Genomic DNA, 18,148 nt, shown 5'->3' on the forward strand with positions numbered 1-18,148 from the left:
TTCCCCGAAGGGACATCAACGATGATGCGACGTCGTACGACCCTGCTCACCGGCTGCACCGCCCTCGTCCTCGCCCTCGGCGCCACCGCCTGCGGCGGCGGCCCGGTCTCCGCGGGCGGCGGTGACAAGGCCCTCGACGGCCAGACCGTCACCGTGGCCGGCGTCTGGTCCGGCAGCGAGCAGAAGAACTTCCAGAAGGTCCTGGACGCGTTCACCGAGAAGACCGGCGCCAAGACCCAGTTCGTGTCCACCGGCGACAACGTCTCCACCGTCGTCGGCAGCAAGATCGAGGGCGGCAACGCGCCCGACGTCGTCATGGTCCCGCAGGTCGGCGTGCTCCAGCAGTTCGCCAAGAAGGGCTGGCTCAAGCCGCTGTCGCCGGCCGCACAGCAGACGATCACCGCGGACTACGCGCCGGTGTGGAAGAAGTACGGCAGCGTCGACGGCACCCTCTATGGCCTCTACTTCAAGGCCGCCCACAAGTCCACGGTCTGGTACAGCCCCGACGCGTTCACCCAGGCCGGGGTCAAGCCGCCGAAGACGTACGACGAGCTGCTCAAGGCCGGCCACACCGTCTCCGACTCCGGTCTCGCCGCCTTCGCCGTCGCCGGACAGGACGGCTGGACCCTCACCGACTGGTTCGAGAACATCTACCTCTCCCAGGCCGGCCCCGAGAAGTACGACGCCCTCGCCACCCACAAGCTGAAGTGGAGCGACCCCTCGGTCGTCGAGGCGCTCACCACCCTCGGCAAGCTGTTCAAGGACAAGCAGCTGATCGCGGGCGGCCAGAAGGAGGCCCTCAACACCGACTTCCCGGGCTCGGTGGAGAAGGTCTTCGGGCCCAAGGCCGAGGCCGGCATGGTCTACGAGGGCGACTTCGTCGCCGGTGTCGCCCACGACCAGTTCGGCAAGGCCATCGGCAAGGACGCGAACTTCTTCCCCTTCCCCGCCGTCGGCGGCGGCACGGCGCCCGTCGTCAGCGGCGGTGACGCGGCGGTCGTACTGAAGGACGCCAAGAACGCCAAGGCCGGCATGAAGCTCCTGGAGTACCTGGCCACCCCGGAGGCGGCGGCCGTGTGGGCGAAGGCAGGCGGCTTCCTCTCCCCGAACAAGAAGCTCGATCTCGCCCAGTACGGCGACGACGTCACCCGCGCCACCGCCAAGTCCCTCGTCGGCGCGGGCGACTCGGTCCGCTTCGACATGTCCGACCAGGCCCCGGCGGCCTTCGGCGGCACCAAGGGCACCGGCGAGTGGAAGCTGCTCCAGGACTTCCTGCGTGACCCCTCCGACCCGAAGGCGACCGCGGCGAAGCTCGAAGCCGCGGCGGCCAAGGCCTACCAGGACTGAACGGCATCACCATGACCGCCACACTCGTCAAGGAGCAGGCGGGCCCGCGGGCCGCCGGCGCGGCGCGCGGGCGCCGCAGCCGGCGGCGCGCCCGGCTGATCGCGCTGCTCTTCGTGTTCCCCGCGCTGCTCCTGCTCGGCGCGCTCGTCGTCTATCCAGTGCTGTTCTCCGTCGGCCGCAGCTTCTTCGACGCCTCCGGCACCCGGTTCGTCGGCGGCGGCAACTACGCGGAGATGTTCCGCGACCCGGCCACGCTGAAGGCCATCCGCAACACCACCATCTGGGTGGTGGTGGCCCCGGCACTGCTCACCGGGCTCGGCCTGATCCTGGCCGTCCTGGTGGAGAAGGTCCGCTGGGCCACCGCCTTCAAACTGCTGCTGTTCATGCCGATGGCGGTGTCCTTCCTGGCCGCCGGCATCATCTTCCGGCTCGCCTACGACGAGGACCCGGACAAGGGCGTGCTCAACGCGGCCGTCGTCTCCGTCCACGACGCCTTCACGGGCACGTCCACGTACCCCACGGCCCGAGGCCGCGTGGGCTTGCTGGACCAGGGCCGCGACGGCTCCTGGCTGACCCACGCGGGCGTCTCGCCGGGCGAGTCGGTGGCGATCCCCATGGTCGGGGTGCTGCCCAAGGACCTGCCCGCCGGCGCCGAACCCGCGCGGGCCGCGGCCTCGCACGCGGCCGCCGCCAAGGAGGTGCGCGGTGTCGTCTACCTCGACTTCACCCCCGGCGGAAGCGGCAGACAGGGCAAGGTCGACCCCCGGGAGAGCGGCCTGCCCGGCATGAAGGTCGAGGCGCTGCGCGACGGCCACTCGGTCGCGAGCACGACGACCGCCGCCGACGGCTCCTTCCGCTTCCCCGGGCTGGCCGGCGGCTCGTACACCGTGAAACTGCCGGCGGCCAACTTCGCCGCGCCCTACCAGGGCGTCTCCTGGCTCGGACCGACCCTCGTCACCCCCGCGATCATCGGCGCGTACCTGTGGATCTGGACGGGCTTCGCGATGGTGCTGATCGGCGCGGGACTCGCCACGCTGCCGCGCGACGCGCTGGAGGCCGCCCGGATGGACGGCGCGAACGAGTGGCAGATCTTCCGCCGGATCACCGTGCCCCTGCTCGCGCCCGTGCTCACCGTGGTCTTCGTGACCCTCGTGATCAACGTGATGAAGGTCTTCGACCTCGTCTACATCATCGCTCCCGGACCGGTGCAGGAGGACGCCACCGTCCTCGCCACCCAGATGTGGCTCGTGTCCTTCGGCGGCGGCAACAACCAGGGCCTCGGCAGCGCCCTCGGTGTGCTCCTGCTGCTCCTGGTGGTCCCCGCGATGGTGTTCAACGTCCGCCGCTTCCGAAGGAGTCAGCGATGAACGCGATCAGGCGGGGCCTGGGCAACGGACTGGTGCAGGCCTTCCTGGTGGTGATCGGCCTCGTCTGGCTGACCCCGCTGGCGGGACTGTTCCTGTCCTCCCTGCGCTCGGCGCAGGACACGGCGAAGGGCGGCTGGTGGACCGCGCTCGCCGGTCCCGGGCAGCTGTCCTTCGACAACTACTCGGCGCTGCTGAAGAACTCCGGCATCACCCAGGCGTTCTGGAACACCGTGCTGATATCGGTGCCGGCGACCACCCTGGTCGTCGTCATCGCGGCACTCGCCGGATACGCCTTCGCCTGGCTGGACTTCCCGTTCCGGGAGCCCCTCTTCCTGCTGGTGGTGGCCCTGCTGGTGGTGCCGGTGCAGATCGGTCTGCTGCCGGTGGCCAAACTCTTCGGCCAGCTGGGCCTGTTCGGCACGATCCCCGGGGTGGTCCTCTTCCACGTGGCGTACGGGCTGCCGTTCGCGGTGTTCCTGCTGCGCAACTACTTCGCCGAGATGCCGAAGGAGATGCTGGAGGCGGCACGGATGGACGGCGGCAGCGAGTGGCGCATCTTCACCCGGCTCGTCCTGCCGGTGGGCCGGCCGGCCATCGCCTCGCTGGCCATCTTCCAGTTCCTGTGGGTCTGGAACGACATGCTGGTCGCCCTGCTCTTCGCCGACAGCTCCGCCCAGCCGCTGACCGTGCAACTCCAATCCCAGATACGCCAGTTCGGCAGCAACATCGACGTCCTGGCGCCGGGCGCCTTCCTGTCCCTGATCGTGCCGGTGGTGGTCTTCTTCGCCTTCCAGCGGCACTTCGTCCAGGGCGTGATGGCGGGCTCGGTCAAGTGACCGAGCCCGCCGGGCTCACGCGTACGTCCAGCGCCACGCGTTGGAGCCGTAGGCGCACCTGATGCGGCTGCCGCTCGCGGTGGTGGTCGTCGCCCCGTGGTCGCTGTTCCGGCAGAACTGGCCCGCCGAGTAGCAGTTGCCCGCGTTGGAGACGATCGAGCAGGTGCCGGTGGGGGTGCCGGAACCGGTGCCGTTGGTGTCACTGCGCACCGTGCCGGAGGCGGCCCTCCTGGTGACGGTGACGGTCGGTCCGGGCTTCCTGACGGTCTTCGTCTTCGTGACCGTCGGCCCGGGCTCGGGCGAAGTGGTCACCGTGGCCGTCGCGGTGACGGTCACGGTGGGGCGGGGCGCCGGCGAGGCCGCCTCGGCCGCGCCGTCGTCCGCCGATCCGCAGCCGGCCGCACCGGCGGCCAGCAGGGCCACGCCCGCTGCCCACGCCCGCATGCGCCGGCTCGCGCTCTTGTACCTGTGCACGGTCATTCTCCCCGGATGACGTTCTGTCAGTGGAAGGAGATGTAGCCGTCGCCGTCGCGGTCGTTCTTCGACTTGGTGTAGGCGTGGGTGTCCGCGTGGGCGCCGGACGGCTTGGACAGGTAGATGGTGTCCTTGTCGTTGTTCCACATGAAGTTGCAGTTCTGGCGGTAGACGACGTTCTTGGCGTCCGAGTCGGTGCCGTGGCCGCCGCGCAGCTTCACGTAGTCGCCGGGCTCGAGGTAGTGGTTCGAGCGGAAGGTGAACCTGTTGCCGGTGGCGTCCTTGACGACGTAGCCCTTGAGGTTCACCTTCGCGGTGCGCGAGTAGTTCTTGATCGTCAGGTATTCGCTCTTGCTGTTGCCCGTGGTGCAGTTGTTCGAGTCCCGCCCCGGGGCGTCGTACTGGGCGCCCTTGATCTTCAGGGCCGAGGAGTACTCGGTGGCCTGGGCCGGAGCGGCGATGACGACGGCGAGCGTGCCGGCGGCGGCGGTGGCGGCCAGGGCGAAGCGTATGCGCATGAGGTCCCCCCTCAGTGGTGCGATCGGTGCGTCCTGGAGCTTACACAAAAGTTGAGTGCTGTATGAATATTTCGTGGAGAGCGTGAAGAACTCGCTGAGGGGGAGTCAGCGCACAACGACGAGGGCGGCAGGGAGTCGTTCCCTGCCGCCCTCGTTCCACGGCGATTCAGCGATTCAGCGGTTCACCCGTTCACCGTCTCACGGTTCACGGTGAAGCCGGCGGATACAGCGACCGCGGCAACTGCGAAGCCGCGGCCGAGTCCAGCAGCCACAGGGTGCGCGAACGGCCGTACGCACCCGCGGCCGGCGCCTGGATCTCGCCCGCTCCCGACAGCGCGATGGCCGCCGCCTCCGCCTTGTCCTCGCCGGCCGCGAGCAGCCACACCTCGCGGGCCGACCGGATCGCCGGAAGGGTCAGGCTGATCCGGGTGGGCGGCGGCTTGGGCGCGCCGTGCACCCCGACCACCGTCCGCTCGGTCTCCCGCACGGCCGGCATCTCCGGGAAGAGCGAGGCCACATGGGTGTCCGGACCGACGCCCAGCATCAGCACGTCGAAGGACGGCACCGGCCCGTGGTCCTGCGGTCCGGCCGCCTTCGCCAGCTCCACCGCGTAGGCCTCCGCCGCCGCCTCGACGTCCGTGCCGTACGGACCGTCGGAGGCGGGCATCGCGTGCACGCGCTCCGGGTCCAGCGGCACCGAGTCCAGCAGCGCCTCACGGGCCTGCGTGACATTGCGCTCGGGGTCGCCCTCCGGGAGGAAGCGCTCGTCGCCCCACCACAGGTCCAGCCGGCCCCAGTCCACGGCGTCGCGGGCGGGCGCCGCCGCCAGCGCGGCCAGCAGGCCGTTGCCGTTGCGGCCGCCCGTGAGGACCACGGACGCGGCGCCCCGGGAGGCCTGCGCGTCCACGATCTTCGTGATCAGGCGGGCCGCGGCGGCCTGCGCCATCAGTTCCTTGTCGTGGTGGACGACCAGCTGCGGAGTGTTCACTTCGCCGCCGCCTTCCTCGCGGGTGCCTTCTTCGCGGTCTTGGCCGCGGCCTTCTTCGCCGGAGCCTTCGCGGCCTCCTCGACCGGCTGCGGCTCCGCGACCGTCTCGTCACCGGACCCGGCCGAGCGCCCGGCGGGTTGCTCCGCGGACTGCTCGGGGACGGTGCCGAGGCGCTCCACGCCGTAGCGCAGGGCCGACGCGTAGGTGTCGTCCGGGTCGAGCCGGCGCAGCTCCTCCGCGATCAGCTCGGCGGTGTCCCGCCGCTTCAGCGCCACCGCGCGGGCCGGCTGGCCCTCGATGGACAGCGTGGCCAGCGAGCCGTCCGCACGGTCCAGGGCGATCGGACCGCTGGTCGTCTCCATCCGGACCGCGGTGAGGCCCGGACCGTCCGACAGCGACCGCTTCACCGGCACGTCCAGCCGGTCCGCCAGCCACATCGCGAGCAGCTCGCAGCTCGGGTTGAACTCCTCGCCCTCCACCTCGACCGCCCGCACCTCGCAGGTGACCTGGTCCAGGGCCGCCGCGAGCATGGAGCGCCACGGGGTGATCCGGGTCCAGGACAGGTCGGTGTCGCCGGGCGTGTAGGCCGCGGCACGGGCGGACAGCTCCCGCACCGGCTGCTCGGCGGCGTAGGTGTCGGTCACCCGGCGCTGGGCGAGCGCGCCCAGCGGGTCCTTCGCCGGGTCCAGCGGGGCGTTCACCGGCCACCACACGACGACCGGCGCGTCCGGCAGCAGCAGCGGCAGGACGACCGAGTCGGCGTGGCCGACGATCTCGCCGTACAGCCGGAGCACGACCGTCTCGCCGGTGCCCGCGTCCGCGCCCACCCGCACCTCGGCGTCGAGGCGGGAGGAGGTGCGGTCGCGCGGGGTGCGGGAGACCCGCTTGACGACCACCAGCGTGCGCGAGGGGTGCTCGCGCGACGCGTCGTTGGCGGCCTTCAGGGCGTCGTAGGCGTTCTCCTCGTCGGTGACGATGACGAGGGTCAGGACCATGCCGACGGCGGGGGTGCCGATGGCACGGCGGCCCTGGACGAGCGCCTTGTTGATCTCGCCGGCGGTGGTCTCGGTCAGATCCATCTTCATGGCCGGCGCCAGCTCCGTCCGTCTCGTGCGAGCATCTCGTCCGCCTCCACGGGGCCCCAGGTCCCCGACGGGTACTGGGCGGGCCTGCCGTGCTTGTCCCAGTACTCCTCGATCGGGTCGAGGATCTTCCAGGACAGCTCGACCTCCTCCGTGCGCGGGAAGAGGTTGGCGTCGCCCAGCAGCACGTCCAGGATCAGGCGCTCGTACGCCTCGGGGCTGGACTCGGTGAAGGACTCGCCGTAGGCGAAGTCCATGGAGACGTCCCGGATCTCCATCGAGGTGCCCGGCACCTTGGAACCGAAGCGGACCGTGATGCCCTCGTCCGGCTGGACGCGGATCACGATCGCGTTCTGGCCCAGCTCCTCCGTCGCCGTGTGGTCGAAGGGGGAGTGCGGGGCCCGCTGGAAGACCACCGCGATCTCCGTCACCCGGCGGCCGAGCCGCTTGCCGGTGCGCAGATAGAAGGGGACGCCCGCCCAGCGGCGGTTGTCGATCTCCAGCTTGATCGCGGCGAACGTGTCGGTCTTCGACTTCGGGTCGATGCCCTCCTCTTCCAGGTAGCCGATGACCTTCTCGCCGCCCTGCCAGCCGCCCGCGTACTGCCCGCGCACCGTCGACCTGCCCAGGTCCTTCGGCAGCCGTACGGCGCCGAGCACCTTCTCCTTCTCGGCGGCCAGTGCGTCCGCGCCGAAGGAGGCGGGCTCCTCCATGGCCGTCAGGGCCATGAGCTGGAGCAGGTGGTTCTGGATGACGTCACGGGCGGCGCCGATGCCGTCGTAGTAGCCGGCCCGGCCGCCGATGCCGATGTCCTCGGCCATGGTGATCTGCACGTGGTCCACGAAGGACCGGTTCCAGATCGGCTCGAACATCGTGTTGGCGAAGCGCAGCGCCAGTATGTTCTGGACGGTCTCCTTGCCGAGGTAGTGGTCGATCCGGAACACCTGGTCCGGCTCGAACACCTCGTGCACGACCTTGTTCAGCTCCTCGGCCGACTTCAGGTCGTGGCCGAACGGCTTCTCGATGACCGCGCGCCGCCAGGATCCGCCGGACTGGTCGGCGAGACCGTGCTTCTTCAGCTGCTGGATGACCACCGGGAAGGAGCGGGGCGGCACCGACAGGTAGAAGGCGAAGTTGCCGCCCGTGCCCTGGGCCTTGTCCAGCTCCTCGATGGTGGCCCGGAGCCGCTCGAACGCCTCGTCGTCGTCGAAGGTGCCCTGGACGAAGCGCATCCCCTGGATGAGCTGCTGCCAGACCTCCTCGCGGAACGGGGTGCGCGAGTGCTCCTTGACCGCGTCGTGGACGACCTCGGCGAAGTCCTCGTGCTCCCAGTCGCGGCGGGCGAAGCCCACCAGCGAGAAGCCCGGCGGCAGCAGCCCCCGGTTGGCGAGGTCGTACACCGCGGGCATCAGCTTCTTGCGGGACAGGTCGCCCGTGACGCCGAAGATGACCAGACCCGACGGCCCCGCGATACGCGGGAGCCGTCGGTCGGCCGGGTCACGAAGCGGGTTCGCTCCGGAACCGGAAACGGGTGACAAGTCAGCCCTCCGTGGGGGCGAGGCGCTCGAGCTCCGCCTGGGTGGACTTCAGCAGGTCGTTCCAGGACGCCTCGAACTTCTGGACGCCCTCGTCCTCCAGCACCTGGACCACGTCGTCGTACGCGATGCCCAGCTTCTCCAGCGCGTCGAGGTCGGCGCGAGCCTGCTCGTACGTGCCGGAGACGGTGTCGCCGGTGATCTCGCCGTGGTCCTCGGTGGCCTCCAGGGTGGCCTCCGGCATGGTGTTGACCGTGTTCGGCGCGACCAGCTCGGTGACGTACAGGGTGTCCGAGTACGCCGGGTCCTTGACGCCGGTCGACGCCCACAGCGGACGCTGCTTGTTGGCGCCCGCCTTCTCCAGCGCGTTCCAGCGGTCGGAGGAGAAGACCTCCTCGTACGCCTGGTAGGCGAGACGGGCGTTGGCGACGGCGGCCTTGCCGCGCAGCGCCTTGGCCTCGTCGGTGCCGATGCCGTCCAGGCGCTTGTCGATCTCGGTGTCCACGCGGGACACGAAGAAGGACGCCACGGAGTGGATCAGCGAGAGGTCCAGGCCCCGCTCCTTGGCCTTCTCCAGGCCGGAGAGGTAGGCGTCCATGACGGCCCGGTACCGCTCCAGGGAGAAGATCAGGGTGACGTTGACGCTGATGCCGTGGCCGATCGTCGACGTGATCGCCGGCAGGCCCGCCTTGGTGGCCGGGATCTTGATCAGGGTGTTCGGGCGGTCGACGAGCCAGGCGAGCTGCTTGGCCTCGGCGACGGTCGCCTTCTCGTTGTGCGCGAGGCGCGGGTCGACCTCGATGGAGACCCGGCCGTCCTTGCCGCCGGTGGCGTCGAAGACGGGGCGCAGGATGTCGGCGGCGTCGCGGACGTCCGCCGTGGTGATCATGCGGATGGCCTCTTCCACGGTGACCTTGCGGGCGGCGAGGTCCGAGAGCTGCTGGTCGTAGCCGTCGCCCTGGGAGATCGCCTTCTGGAAGATCGTCGGGTTGGTGGTGACGCCCACGACGTGCTGCTGGTCGATCAGCTCGGCGAGGTTGCCGGACGTGATCCGCTTGCGCGACAGGTCGTCCAGCCAGATCGCGACGCCCTCCTCGGAGAGGCGCTTGAGTGCGTCTGTCATGGAATTACATCTCCTACGTGTCGATATGAGCGTCAGCGCTGTGCGGCGGTGAGGGATTCCCGGGCCTTGGCGGCCACGTTCTCGGCGGTGAAGCCGAACTCGCGGAAGAGCACCTTGCCGTCCGCGGACGCACCGAAGTGCTCCAGGGAAACGATGCGGCCGGCGTCCCCCACGTACTTGTGCCAGGTCAGACCGATGCCCGCCTCCACGGCGACTCGGGCCTTGACCGACGGCGGCAGCACGGAGTCCCGGTACCCCTGGTCCTGCTGCTCGAACCACTCCACGCACGGCATGGACACGACCCGGGTGGGCACGCCGTCGGCCTGGAGCCGCTCACGTGCCTCGACGGCCACGTGCACCTCGGAACCGGTGGCGATCAGGATGACCTCGGCGTCGCCGCCCTCGGCCTCGAACAGCACGTAGCCGCCCTTGACCGCGTCCTCGTTCGGCTCGTAGGCCGGCACACCCTGGCGGGTGAGCGCGAGGCCGTGCGGCTGGCCCTTGCCGAACTCCTTGGTGTAGCGCTTGAGGATCTCGCGCCACGCGATCGCGGTCTCGTTGGCGTCGGCCGGGCGGACGACGTTCAGGCCCGGGATGGCGCGCAGCGAGGCGAGGTGCTCGACGGGCTGGTGGGTGGGGCCGTCCTCGCCGAGACCGATGGAGTCGTGCGTCCACACGTACGTCACCGGCAGGTGCATCAGGGCCGACAGGCGCACGGCGTTGCGCATGTAGTCGGAGAAGACGAGGAAGGTGCCGCCGTAGACGCGGGTGTTGCCGTGCAGCGTGATGCCGTTCAGCTCCGCGCCCATCGAGTGCTCGCGGATGCCGAAGTGGATCGTGCGGCCGTACGGGTTGGCCTCGGGCAGCGGGTTCCCCTCGGGGAGGAAGGAGCTGTCCTTGTCGATCGTCGTGTTGTTCGACCCGGCGAGGTCGGCGGAGCCGCCCCACAGCTCGGGGACGACCGCGCCGAGGGCCTGGAGCACCTTGCCGGAGGCGGCGCGGGTGGCGACGGCCTTGCCCGGCTCGAACACCGGGAGCTTCTCCTCCCAGCCGGTGGGCAGCTCGCCCCGGCTGATGCGGTCGAAGTCGGCGGCGCGCTCGGCGTTGGCGTCCCGCCACTCCTGGAAGGACTTCTCCCACTCCGCCTTGGCCTGCCGGCCCCGCTCCAGCGCCTGGCGGGTGTGGTCGATGACGTCGTCGTCGACCTGGAAGGACTTCTCCGGGTCGAAGCCGAGGACGCGCTTGGTGGCCGCGACCTCCTCGTCACCCAGCGCGGAGCCGTGGGCGGCCTCGGTGTTCTGGGCGTTCGGGGCCGGCCAGGCGATGATGGAGCGCATCGCGATGAAGGACGGCCGGTCGGTGACCGCCTTGGCCCGCTGGATCGCGGCGAAGATCGCGGCCGGGTCCAGGTCGCCGTTCTCCTGGGCCTCGACGCGCTGCACGTGCCAGCCGTAGGCCTCGTACCGCTTGACGGTGTCCTCGGAGACGGCCGTCTCGGTGTCACCCTCGATCGAGATGTGGTTGTCGTCCCACAGCAGGACCAGGTTGCCGAGCTTCTGGTGGCCGGCCAGCGAAGACGCCTCGGCGGAGATGCCCTCCTGGAGGCAGCCGTCACCGGCGATGCAGAAGATGAAGTGGTCGAAGGGCGACTCGCCCTGCGGAGCCTCCGGGTCGAACAGGCCGCGCTCGTAGCGGGCGGCCATCGCCATGCCCACCGCGTTGGCGACGCCCTGGCCGAGCGGACCGGTGGTGGTCTCCACGCCCTTGGTGTGCCCGTACTCGGGGTGGCCCGGGGTCTTCGACCCCCAGGTGCGGAAGGACTCCAGGTCCTCCAGCTCCAGGCCGAAGCCGGCCAGGTAGAGCTGCGTGTAGAGGGTCAGGGAGGAGTGTCCGGCGGACAGCACGAAGCGGTCGCGTCCGACCCACTCCGGGTCGGCCGGGTCGTGCCGCATCACCTTCTGGAAGAGGGTGTAGGCGGCCGGGGCCAGGCTCATCGCCGTACCGGGATGGCCGTTGCCGACCTTCTGTACGGCGTCGGCGGCCAGGACGCGGGCGGTGTCCACGGCCCGCTGGTCCAGGTCGGTCCACTCAAGGTCTGTGGTGGTCGGCTTGGTGCTCACCCTGGGTCAGGGCTCCTCTCCACATGTCGGTCGCCGGTCTTCGGGGCATGCCCGCGACCCGGCCGCCGGCGTGCTTCTGCCCGCCGGCCGTTGTCGAGCCTACCCCCGTGAGGACGTGCGTTTTTTCGAGTGTTTCCAGACTGCCGGGAGTCCGTGCGATCCGCCTCCCGACTGGCCGGGAAGGCATTCGGCACATGAATACGGAGGCGCTCATCTGACTGCTCAATCGAGCCCGAATGCGACCGATGAGCGACCGCCGTCAACACGAGCCCACCCCCGCGAAGGCCGGGGTATGGGCAACGTCTAAAGTGGCGTGGTACGCGCGAGCCTTTACCGGGACCTCACACGGGGGGGCTTGCTGGGATGTCTCTGTCAGGGGTGTGCGTGACGGCCGTCGAATCCCGTCCATCGGGTGTGCTCGGTGGTGCGAGCCAGGGCCCGGCTCATCGGCCGTTCGGGGCCCGTGTCAAGGCGTTCGTGGCGCTGACCAAGCCGCGGATCATCGAGCTGCTGCTCATCACCACCGTTCCGGTGATGTTCCTGGCGCAGCAGGGTGTGCCGGACCTGACGCTGGTCCTGCTGACCTGTGTCGGCGGGTACCTCTCGGCCGGCGGCGCCAACGCGCTCAACATGTACATCGACCGGGACATCGACGCCCTGATGGACCGCACCTCGCAGCGGCCGCTGGTCACCGGCATGGTGAGCCCGGTCGAGTGCCTGGTCTTCGGCATCACTCTCGCGGTCGTCTCGACGCTGCTGTTCGGATTCACCGTCAACTGGCTGAGCGCCTGGCTCTCGCTCGGGGCCCTCCTCTTCTACGTCGTCGTCTACACGATGATCCTCAAACGGCGTACGTCGCAGAACATCGTGTGGGGCGGCATCGCGGGCTGCCTCCCGGTGCTGATCGGCTGGTCCTCCGTCACGAACTCCATGTCGTGGGCGCCGGTCATCCTCTTCCTCGTCATGTTCTTCTGGACGCCGCCGCACTACTGGCCGCTGTCCATGAAGGTCAAGGACGACTACGCGCGCGTGGGCGTGCCGATGCTTCCCGTCATCGCCTCCAACAAGGTCGTCGCGCGGCAGATCGTCATCTACAGCTGGGTGATGGTCGTCGTCTCCCTGCTGCTGACCCCGCTCGGCTACACGGGCTGGTTCTACACGGTGGTCGCCCTCGCCGCCGGCGGCTTCTGGCTCTGGGAGGCGCACGGCCTGCAGAACCGGGCGAAGGCCGAGGTGAGCGGCGCCAAGCTGAAGGAGATGCGTCTCTTCCACTGGTCGATCACCTACGTGTCGATCCTCTTCGTCGCCGTCGCGGTGGACCCCTTCCTCCGCTGACGTCACCTTCTCTCCCGACGGGAGGGGTGCGTGGTCAAGGCCACGCACCCCTCCCGTCGCCGTTTGATCTACCCGTCGGTAGCATCCTGGCCATGGCAGACACGCAGCAGGTTGACCCGAAGGCCGAAGCCAAGGCCGAGCGCAAGGTGGCGAAGCTCGCCCGGCAGATCAGCGCCTTCTCCAAGGCCCACGGCGGTGCCGAGGGCCAGGTGGCCCACATCGGAGAACGCGGCGCCCGTATCGTCCTCGTCGGCGAGGACGGCGGCTGGGGTGACCTGGTGGCCCCCACGTACGCCATCGCCGAGCAGGCGGTGGAGAAGTCCGGCATCACCGTGCACGAGTCCTTCGACGGCGAGTTCGCGGCGAAGGTGCGGACGGGGCCGTACGAGTGGAAGCGGATGGCCGGCATCCAGGTCGGCGGCTGAGCGACGCGCACCGGAAGCGCGCGGAGCACCGCGCGTTCAACCACATACGGTCTCAACCCGCCAAAGAACCCGCAGTCCCGGGCTCGGCCGCGACCTCGCCCCCCCTTCACCCGTTAGGCCCGTCGAAGCCAGCGCCCGCGGGGAGGCCGGAATGATCGAAACGCCGTCCCTCGTGGACCAGTACTGCCACGGCGTACTGCGCACCGAGCTGGGCCTCGGCACCTTCGAGGCCCAGCTGGCCCGCACCGAGGGGCCGCCGGCCCCGGGCACCACCCTCTTCGACACCCAGACGGGTTTCGCCGTACGGCGCTGGTGCCCGCCCCTGCTCGGCCTGGAGCCGCACTGCCCGCCGGCCCGCTACCTGGCCCGGCGCCGGGAACTGGGGGTCCTGGAAGCGGGCCGCCGACTGCTGCGGGGCAGCGGCATCACCACCTATCTCGTCGACACCGGCCTGCCCGGCGACCTCACCGGACCCGCCGACATGGCCGGCGACGGCGACGCCGACGCCCGCGAGATCGTCCGGCTGGAACTGCTCGCCGAGCAGGTCGCCGACACCTCCGGCACCGTCGAGGCCTTCCTCGCCAACCTCGCCGAGTCCGTCCACGGCGCCGCCGCGACCGCGGTCGCCTTCACCTCCGTCGCGGGCCTCAGACACGGCCTGGCTCTCGCGCCCGAGCCGCCCGGACCGGGAGAGGTGCGCGGCGCGGTGGGCCGCTGGCTGGCCGGACGGCGCGTCGGCGGGCCGCTGACCGACCCGGTGCTGCTGCGGCACGTGCTGTGGATCGCCGTCGCCTCCGGCCTGCCGCTGCAACTGCACGCGGGGCTCGGCGAGCCGGCCTCCCGCATCGACCGTACGGACCCGGTGCTGCTCACCGACTTCGTGCGGGCCACGGCCGGACTCGGCACCGACCTGATCCTGCTGCACGGCTACCCGTACCACCGCCACGCCGCCCATCTGGCGGGCGTCTTCCCGCACGTCTACGCCGACTCGGGCGCGGCGCTCGTGCGCACCGGCGCCCGCGCGGCCACGGTCCTCGCCGAGATCATGGAGCTGGCGCCCTTCGGCAAGATCCTGTTCTCGACCGGCGCCCACGGACTGCCCGAGCTGCACGTCGTCGGCGCCCGGCTCTTCCGCGAGGCGCTGGGCCGGGTCCTCGGCACCTGGGTCGCCGACGGCGCCTGGTCCCTGGAGGACGCGCAACGAGTGGCCCGGCTGATCGCGGCGGACAACGCGCGGCGCGTGTACGGGCTGGGATGAAACCGGTGCCGGCCGCAGGCCCGCCGTTCGGTACGGCCGCGACCCGTGTCGGCAGGCGAAACCGGTGTCGGCCGAGGGCCCGTCGTACGGTCCGGCCGCGACCCGCGTCGGCGGGCGCCCGTCGTTCGGGCCGAAACGCCCCCTGTACCGGGACGCGCCCGCTGTACAGACTGAGCCGATGCCTACCGACACGCTCGTCGCCCGCTTCCTGCGCGAACTGTCCGCCCTAGGGCCTCTGGCGGTGTGGGCGCACGGCTCACTGGCCGGCGGGGACTACCAGGAGGGCCGCAGCGACCTGGACCTCATCGCCGTACTGCCCGGGCCCGTGGGCCTCCGGCAGGTCTGGCGGGTGGCCGTGGCGCACCGGCGGCTGGGCGGGGAACGGCTCGCCGGGAAGCTCCACTGCAGCTACCTCACCCCGGACGCCCTCTCCGACCCGGACCGCTCGCACCTGACCTGGGCGCACGGCGGGCTGATGCGCCGCCCGGTCACCCCCGTCACACGCCGTGAGCTGCACGAGTTCGGCCTGGTCCTGCACGGTGAAGCGCCGTCCGCGCTGCTGCCGCCGGTACCGGACCGGCAGCTCGGCGACTTCGTCGTACGGGACCAGCGGGACTTCTGGCGGCCGGCGGTGCGCAGGAGCCGGCTGTGGCGGCAGGACGTCTGGGTCGACCTGGGGCTGCTGACCTTCGCCCGGGCCACCGTGACCCTGCGGGACAGAAGGCTCGTCTCCAAACGGCGGGCGCTCGGCGAGCTGTCCGCGCTCGGCGCGCCCCAGGAGGTCGTGGCGGACATCGCGCGACGCCGCTACGAGGATCCCGCCCCGGCCGGTGACGCCTGGCTCGCCCGCCGCGCCGAACTGACCCGCGCCTACCTCGGCCCGGCGATCGACGCGCTGGTCACGGAGTACGGGTGAGCCGGGCGGGGTGGGTCAGGCGGACGTGCGGACCGTCGCCTCGGCCGCGGGGCCGGGCAGGTCCAGACCGGCCTGCGGACGCTCGCGCAGCGAGAGCAGGACGCGCAGGGTGCCGATCCACACCAGGCACGAGCCGAACATGTGCAGGCCCACCAGCACCTCGGGCAGGTGGGTGAAGTACTGCACGTAACCGATCACGCCCTGGGCGAGCAGGATCAGGAACAGTTCCCGCGTCCGCCCCAGCGGACCCCGGGGCGCGTCCACCGCCTTCAGCACGAACCACAGGGCGAACGTCAGCGTGACCACGATCCAGGCGAGCACCGCGTGCAGTTTCGCGACGTTCTCCCAGTCGATGTGGATCCGGTCGACCTGGCTGGAGTCACCGGCGTGCGGGCCGGCCCCGGTCACCACCGTGCCGACCGCGATGAGCAGCACGGAGGCGGCCACCAGGAACCACACCAGCTGCTGCACGGCCTTGCCGACCAGCGGGCGCGGCGCCTCGTCGCCCTCCCGGGTGCGCTGCCACATCACCGTCGCCACGGCGATCAGCGCCGAGGACAGCAGGAAGTGCGCGGCCACCGTGTACGGGTTGAGACCGACCAGCACCACGATGCCGCCGAGCACCGCGTTGCCCATGACCACCCAGAACTGGGCCCAGCCCAGCCGGGTCAGGCCGCGCCGCCACGGCTTCTGGGAGCGGGCCGCCACGATCGCCCACCCGACGGCGGCGCACAGCACGTACGTCAGCATGCGGTTGCCGAACTCGATGACCCCGTGGAAACCCATCTCCCGGGTGGTGGTCAGCGAGTCGTCGGTGCAGGTGGGCCAGGTCGGGCAGCCGAGGCCCGAGCCCGTCAGCCGTACGGCGCCGCCGGTGACGACGATGACCACCGCCATCACGAGCGCGGCGAGGGCCGCCCGCTGGACGGTCCAGGGGGCCGGGGTCCACCGTGCGGCGATGAAGGCGAGCGGGTTGCGCAGGGCCGCCTGGACGTCGGCAGGGTTCAGCTTTGGCACGCCACCATCGTAGGCCGCCGCTTGTGCACGCGTTCACGAGGGTCCGGTCACACGCGCGTCGCGGAGTCCCGTCGCGCGGAAGCGCACCGGGTCACTCCCAGCGGAAGAACTTCCCGGCGGCGGCCAGTCCGGCCACCGCCCACACCGCGAGGACGCCCAGGTCGCCCCACGGCATCCCGGCGCCGTGCTGGAGCACGTCCCGCAGACCGTCCGAGAGCGCGGAGATGGGCAGCAGACCGAGCACCTGCTGACCGGCCGGGCCGAACTTCTCCAGCGGCACGATCACCCCGCCGCCGACGAGCAGCAGCAGGAAGACGAGGTTGGCGGCGGCCAGCGTCGCCTCCGCCTTCAGGGTGCCGGCCATCAGCAGCCCGAGCCCCGAGAAGGCGGCCGTGCCGACGATCAGCAGGAGCAGGACGGCGGCCGGGTTCCCGTGCGGGGACCAGCCGAGCGCGAAGGCGATCGCCGTCAGCAGGACCACCTGGAGGACCTCCGTGACCAGCACGGACGCCGTCTTCGCGGTCATCAGACCCCATCGGGGGAGCGGGGAGGAGGCGAGCCGCTTCAGCACCCCGTAGCGGCGCTCGAAGCCGGTGGCGATGGCCTGGCCGGTGAACGCCGTCGACATCACCGCGAGGGCCAGGATGCCGGGCGCGAGGAAGTCGACCGCCTTGCCGGAGCCGGTGTCCACGATGTCGACGGAGCTGAACAGCACCAGCAGCAGCGTCGGGATGACGACCGTCAGCAGCAGCTGCTCGCTGTTGCGCAGCAGCATCCTGGTCTCCAGCGCGGCCTGCGCGGCGATCATGCGGGGGAGGGGAGCGGCACCCGGCTTCGGGGTGTAGGTGCCCGAGGAGGTGGTCATGAGCGCAGCTCCTTGCCGGTCAGCTCCAGGAAGACGTCCTCAAGGGTGTGCCGCTCCACCGAGATGCGGTCCGGCATCACTCCGTGCTGGGCGCACCACGAGGTCACCGTGGCCAGCAGCTGCGGATCGACCTTGCCGACGATCCGGTAGGAGCCGGGGGTCAGCTCGGCGGCCGTGCAGTCGGCCGGGAGCGCCTTGAGCAGGGAGCCCACGTCCAGGCCCGGGCGGCCGCCGAAGCGCAGGGTGTTCTCGGCGCCGCCCTTGCACAGCTCCTCGGGCGAGCCCTGGGCGATGACCCGGCCGCCGTCGATGATCGCCACGTCGTCGGCGAGTTGCTCGGCCTCGTCCATGTGGTGCGTGGTGAGGATCACCGAGACGCCGTCGGCGCGCAGGTCCCGCACCAGGTCCCAGGTGGCGCGGCGGGCCTGCGGGTCGAGGCCGGCCGTCGGCTCGTCCAGGAACACCAGCTCCGGGCGGCCCACGACGGCCATGGCGAGCGCGAGGCGCTGCTGCTGGCCGCCGGACAGCCGGCGGTAGCCGGTACGGCCGCAGGAGCCGAGCCCCAGGCGCTCGATGAGCGCGTCCACGTCCAGCGGGTGGGCGTGCAGCTTCGCCACGTGCCGCAGCATCTCGTCCGCCCGGGCGCCGGAGTAGACGCCCCCGGACTGGAGCATCACGCCGATGCGGGGCCTCAGCTGCGCGGACTGCCGTACCGGGTCGAGGCCCAGGACGCGCACCGTGCCGGAATCCGGCTTCCGGTACCCCTCGCAGGTCTCGACCGTGGTCGTCTTCCCCGCCCCGTTGGGGCCGAGGACGGCGGTCACTCCCGCACGGGCCGCCAGGTCGAGGCCGTCCACCGCGGTCTTCGTGCCGTACCGCTTCACCAGGGCCTGGACCTGGACCACGGGCTCGCTTCGCATGGGTCCAAAGTCTAGGGAGACG

Annotated in this window: 17 protein-coding genes; 7 read left to right on the forward strand and 10 right to left on the reverse strand. The window is 70.9% G+C overall.

The features are described 5' to 3' along the window. Positions 1-21 precede the first annotated feature (21 nt). From BLW57_RS29240 to BLW57_RS29250, 3 genes are read left to right on the forward strand one after another with little or no spacing between them, the layout of a single operon-like run. Positions 22-1,347, forward strand: a complete 1,326-nt coding sequence (locus BLW57_RS29240; protein WP_093478592.1) for an ABC transporter substrate-binding protein — start codon at positions 22-24, stop codon at positions 1,345-1,347. An 11-nt stretch (positions 1,348-1,358) separates the two neighbouring features. Further along, positions 1,359-2,714, forward strand: coding sequence for an ABC transporter permease (locus BLW57_RS29245; protein ID WP_093478593.1), 1,356 nt, complete (start codon positions 1,359-1,361; stop codon positions 2,712-2,714). Continuing rightward, positions 2,711-3,550, forward strand: a complete 840-nt coding sequence (locus tag BLW57_RS29250) for a carbohydrate ABC transporter permease (protein ID WP_093478595.1) — start codon at positions 2,711-2,713, stop codon at positions 3,548-3,550. Before BLW57_RS29245 ends, BLW57_RS29250 begins: the two co-directional genes overlap by 4 nt. A gap of 15 nt (positions 3,551-3,565) precedes the next feature. Here BLW57_RS29250 and BLW57_RS29255 read toward each other — a convergent pair whose 3' ends face one another. The 7 genes from BLW57_RS29255 to tkt all read right to left on the reverse strand — a co-directional run bounded on the left by BLW57_RS29255 (position 3,566) and on the right by tkt (position 11,390). Further along, positions 3,566-4,030 (reverse strand): hypothetical protein, encoded by a 465-nt coding sequence (locus tag BLW57_RS29255; RefSeq protein ID WP_093478596.1) that lies wholly within the window; start codon positions 4,028-4,030, stop codon positions 3,566-3,568. Between the two features lie 20 nt (positions 4,031-4,050). Further along, positions 4,051-4,542, reverse strand: coding sequence for a lamin tail domain-containing protein (locus tag BLW57_RS29260; RefSeq protein ID WP_093478598.1), 492 nt, complete (start codon positions 4,540-4,542; stop codon positions 4,051-4,053). Positions 4,543-4,747: 205 nt separating this feature from the next. Then, positions 4,748-5,530, reverse strand: coding sequence for a 6-phosphogluconolactonase (pgl, locus tag BLW57_RS29265; RefSeq protein WP_093478599.1), 783 nt, complete (start codon positions 5,528-5,530; stop codon positions 4,748-4,750). Continuing rightward, positions 5,527-6,615 (reverse strand): glucose-6-phosphate dehydrogenase assembly protein OpcA, encoded by a 1,089-nt coding sequence (gene opcA, locus BLW57_RS29270; protein WP_093478601.1) that lies wholly within the window; start codon positions 6,613-6,615, stop codon positions 5,527-5,529. The genes pgl and opcA overlap by 4 nt, the downstream gene beginning before the upstream one ends. After that, entirely contained in the window at positions 6,612-8,150 is a 1,539-nt protein-coding gene (zwf, locus tag BLW57_RS29275; protein WP_093478602.1) for a glucose-6-phosphate dehydrogenase, read from the reverse strand. The genes opcA and zwf overlap by 4 nt, the downstream gene beginning before the upstream one ends. A gap of 1 nt (position 8,151) precedes the next feature. After that, a complete protein-coding gene (gene tal, locus BLW57_RS29280) occupies positions 8,152-9,270 on the reverse strand; it encodes a transaldolase (RefSeq protein WP_093478604.1) in 1,119 nt (372 codons plus the stop codon). 32 nt (positions 9,271-9,302) lie between these two features. Continuing rightward, on the reverse strand, positions 9,303-11,390 hold the full coding sequence (gene tkt, locus BLW57_RS29285; RefSeq protein WP_093478605.1) for a transketolase: 2,088 nt from the start codon (positions 11,388-11,390) through the stop codon (positions 9,303-9,305). 378 nt (positions 11,391-11,768) lie between these two features. On the opposite strand from tkt, the gene BLW57_RS29295 reads away from it, so the two are divergent. The 4 genes from BLW57_RS29295 to BLW57_RS29310 all read left to right on the forward strand — a co-directional run bounded on the left by BLW57_RS29295 (position 11,769) and on the right by BLW57_RS29310 (position 15,324). After that, positions 11,769-12,725 carry a heme o synthase gene (locus tag BLW57_RS29295; RefSeq protein ID WP_093478608.1) on the forward strand — a complete coding sequence of 319 codons (957 nt, stop codon included), beginning with the start codon at positions 11,769-11,771 and terminating at the stop codon, positions 12,723-12,725. Between the two features lie 92 nt (positions 12,726-12,817). Then, positions 12,818-13,150, forward strand: coding sequence for a hypothetical protein (locus BLW57_RS29300; protein ID WP_073892565.1), 333 nt, complete (start codon positions 12,818-12,820; stop codon positions 13,148-13,150). Positions 13,151-13,301: 151 nt separating this feature from the next. Then, positions 13,302-14,408, forward strand: coding sequence for an amidohydrolase family protein (locus BLW57_RS29305; protein WP_093478610.1), 1,107 nt, complete (start codon positions 13,302-13,304; stop codon positions 14,406-14,408). Between the two features lie 178 nt (positions 14,409-14,586). After that, complete coding sequence (locus BLW57_RS29310) at positions 14,587-15,324, forward strand: nucleotidyltransferase domain-containing protein (RefSeq protein WP_093478611.1); 738 nt, start codon at positions 14,587-14,589, stop codon at positions 15,322-15,324. A gap of 15 nt (positions 15,325-15,339) precedes the next feature. Here BLW57_RS29310 and BLW57_RS29315 read toward each other — a convergent pair whose 3' ends face one another. From BLW57_RS29315 to BLW57_RS29325, 3 genes are all read right to left on the reverse strand, one after another. Continuing rightward, positions 15,340-16,341 carry a COX15/CtaA family protein gene (locus BLW57_RS29315; protein ID WP_093478613.1) on the reverse strand — a complete coding sequence of 334 codons (1,002 nt, stop codon included), beginning with the start codon at positions 16,339-16,341 and terminating at the stop codon, positions 15,340-15,342. 91 nt (positions 16,342-16,432) lie between these two features. Then, on the reverse strand, positions 16,433-17,206 hold the full coding sequence (locus tag BLW57_RS29320; RefSeq protein WP_093478614.1) for an ABC transporter permease: 774 nt from the start codon (positions 17,204-17,206) through the stop codon (positions 16,433-16,435). Continuing rightward, the gene (locus BLW57_RS29325; protein WP_093478616.1) at positions 17,203-18,126 is read right to left on the reverse strand and encodes an ABC transporter ATP-binding protein; all 924 of its coding nucleotides are present in this window, start codon (positions 18,124-18,126) and stop codon (positions 17,203-17,205) included. Before BLW57_RS29325 ends, BLW57_RS29320 begins: the two co-directional genes overlap by 4 nt. Positions 18,127-18,148: the final 22 nt, after the last annotated feature.

The sequence above is a fragment of the Streptomyces sp. 1222.5 genome, from assembly GCF_900105245.1.
GTDB lineage: Bacteria > Actinomycetota > Actinomycetes > Streptomycetales > Streptomycetaceae > Streptomyces > Streptomyces albidocamelliae.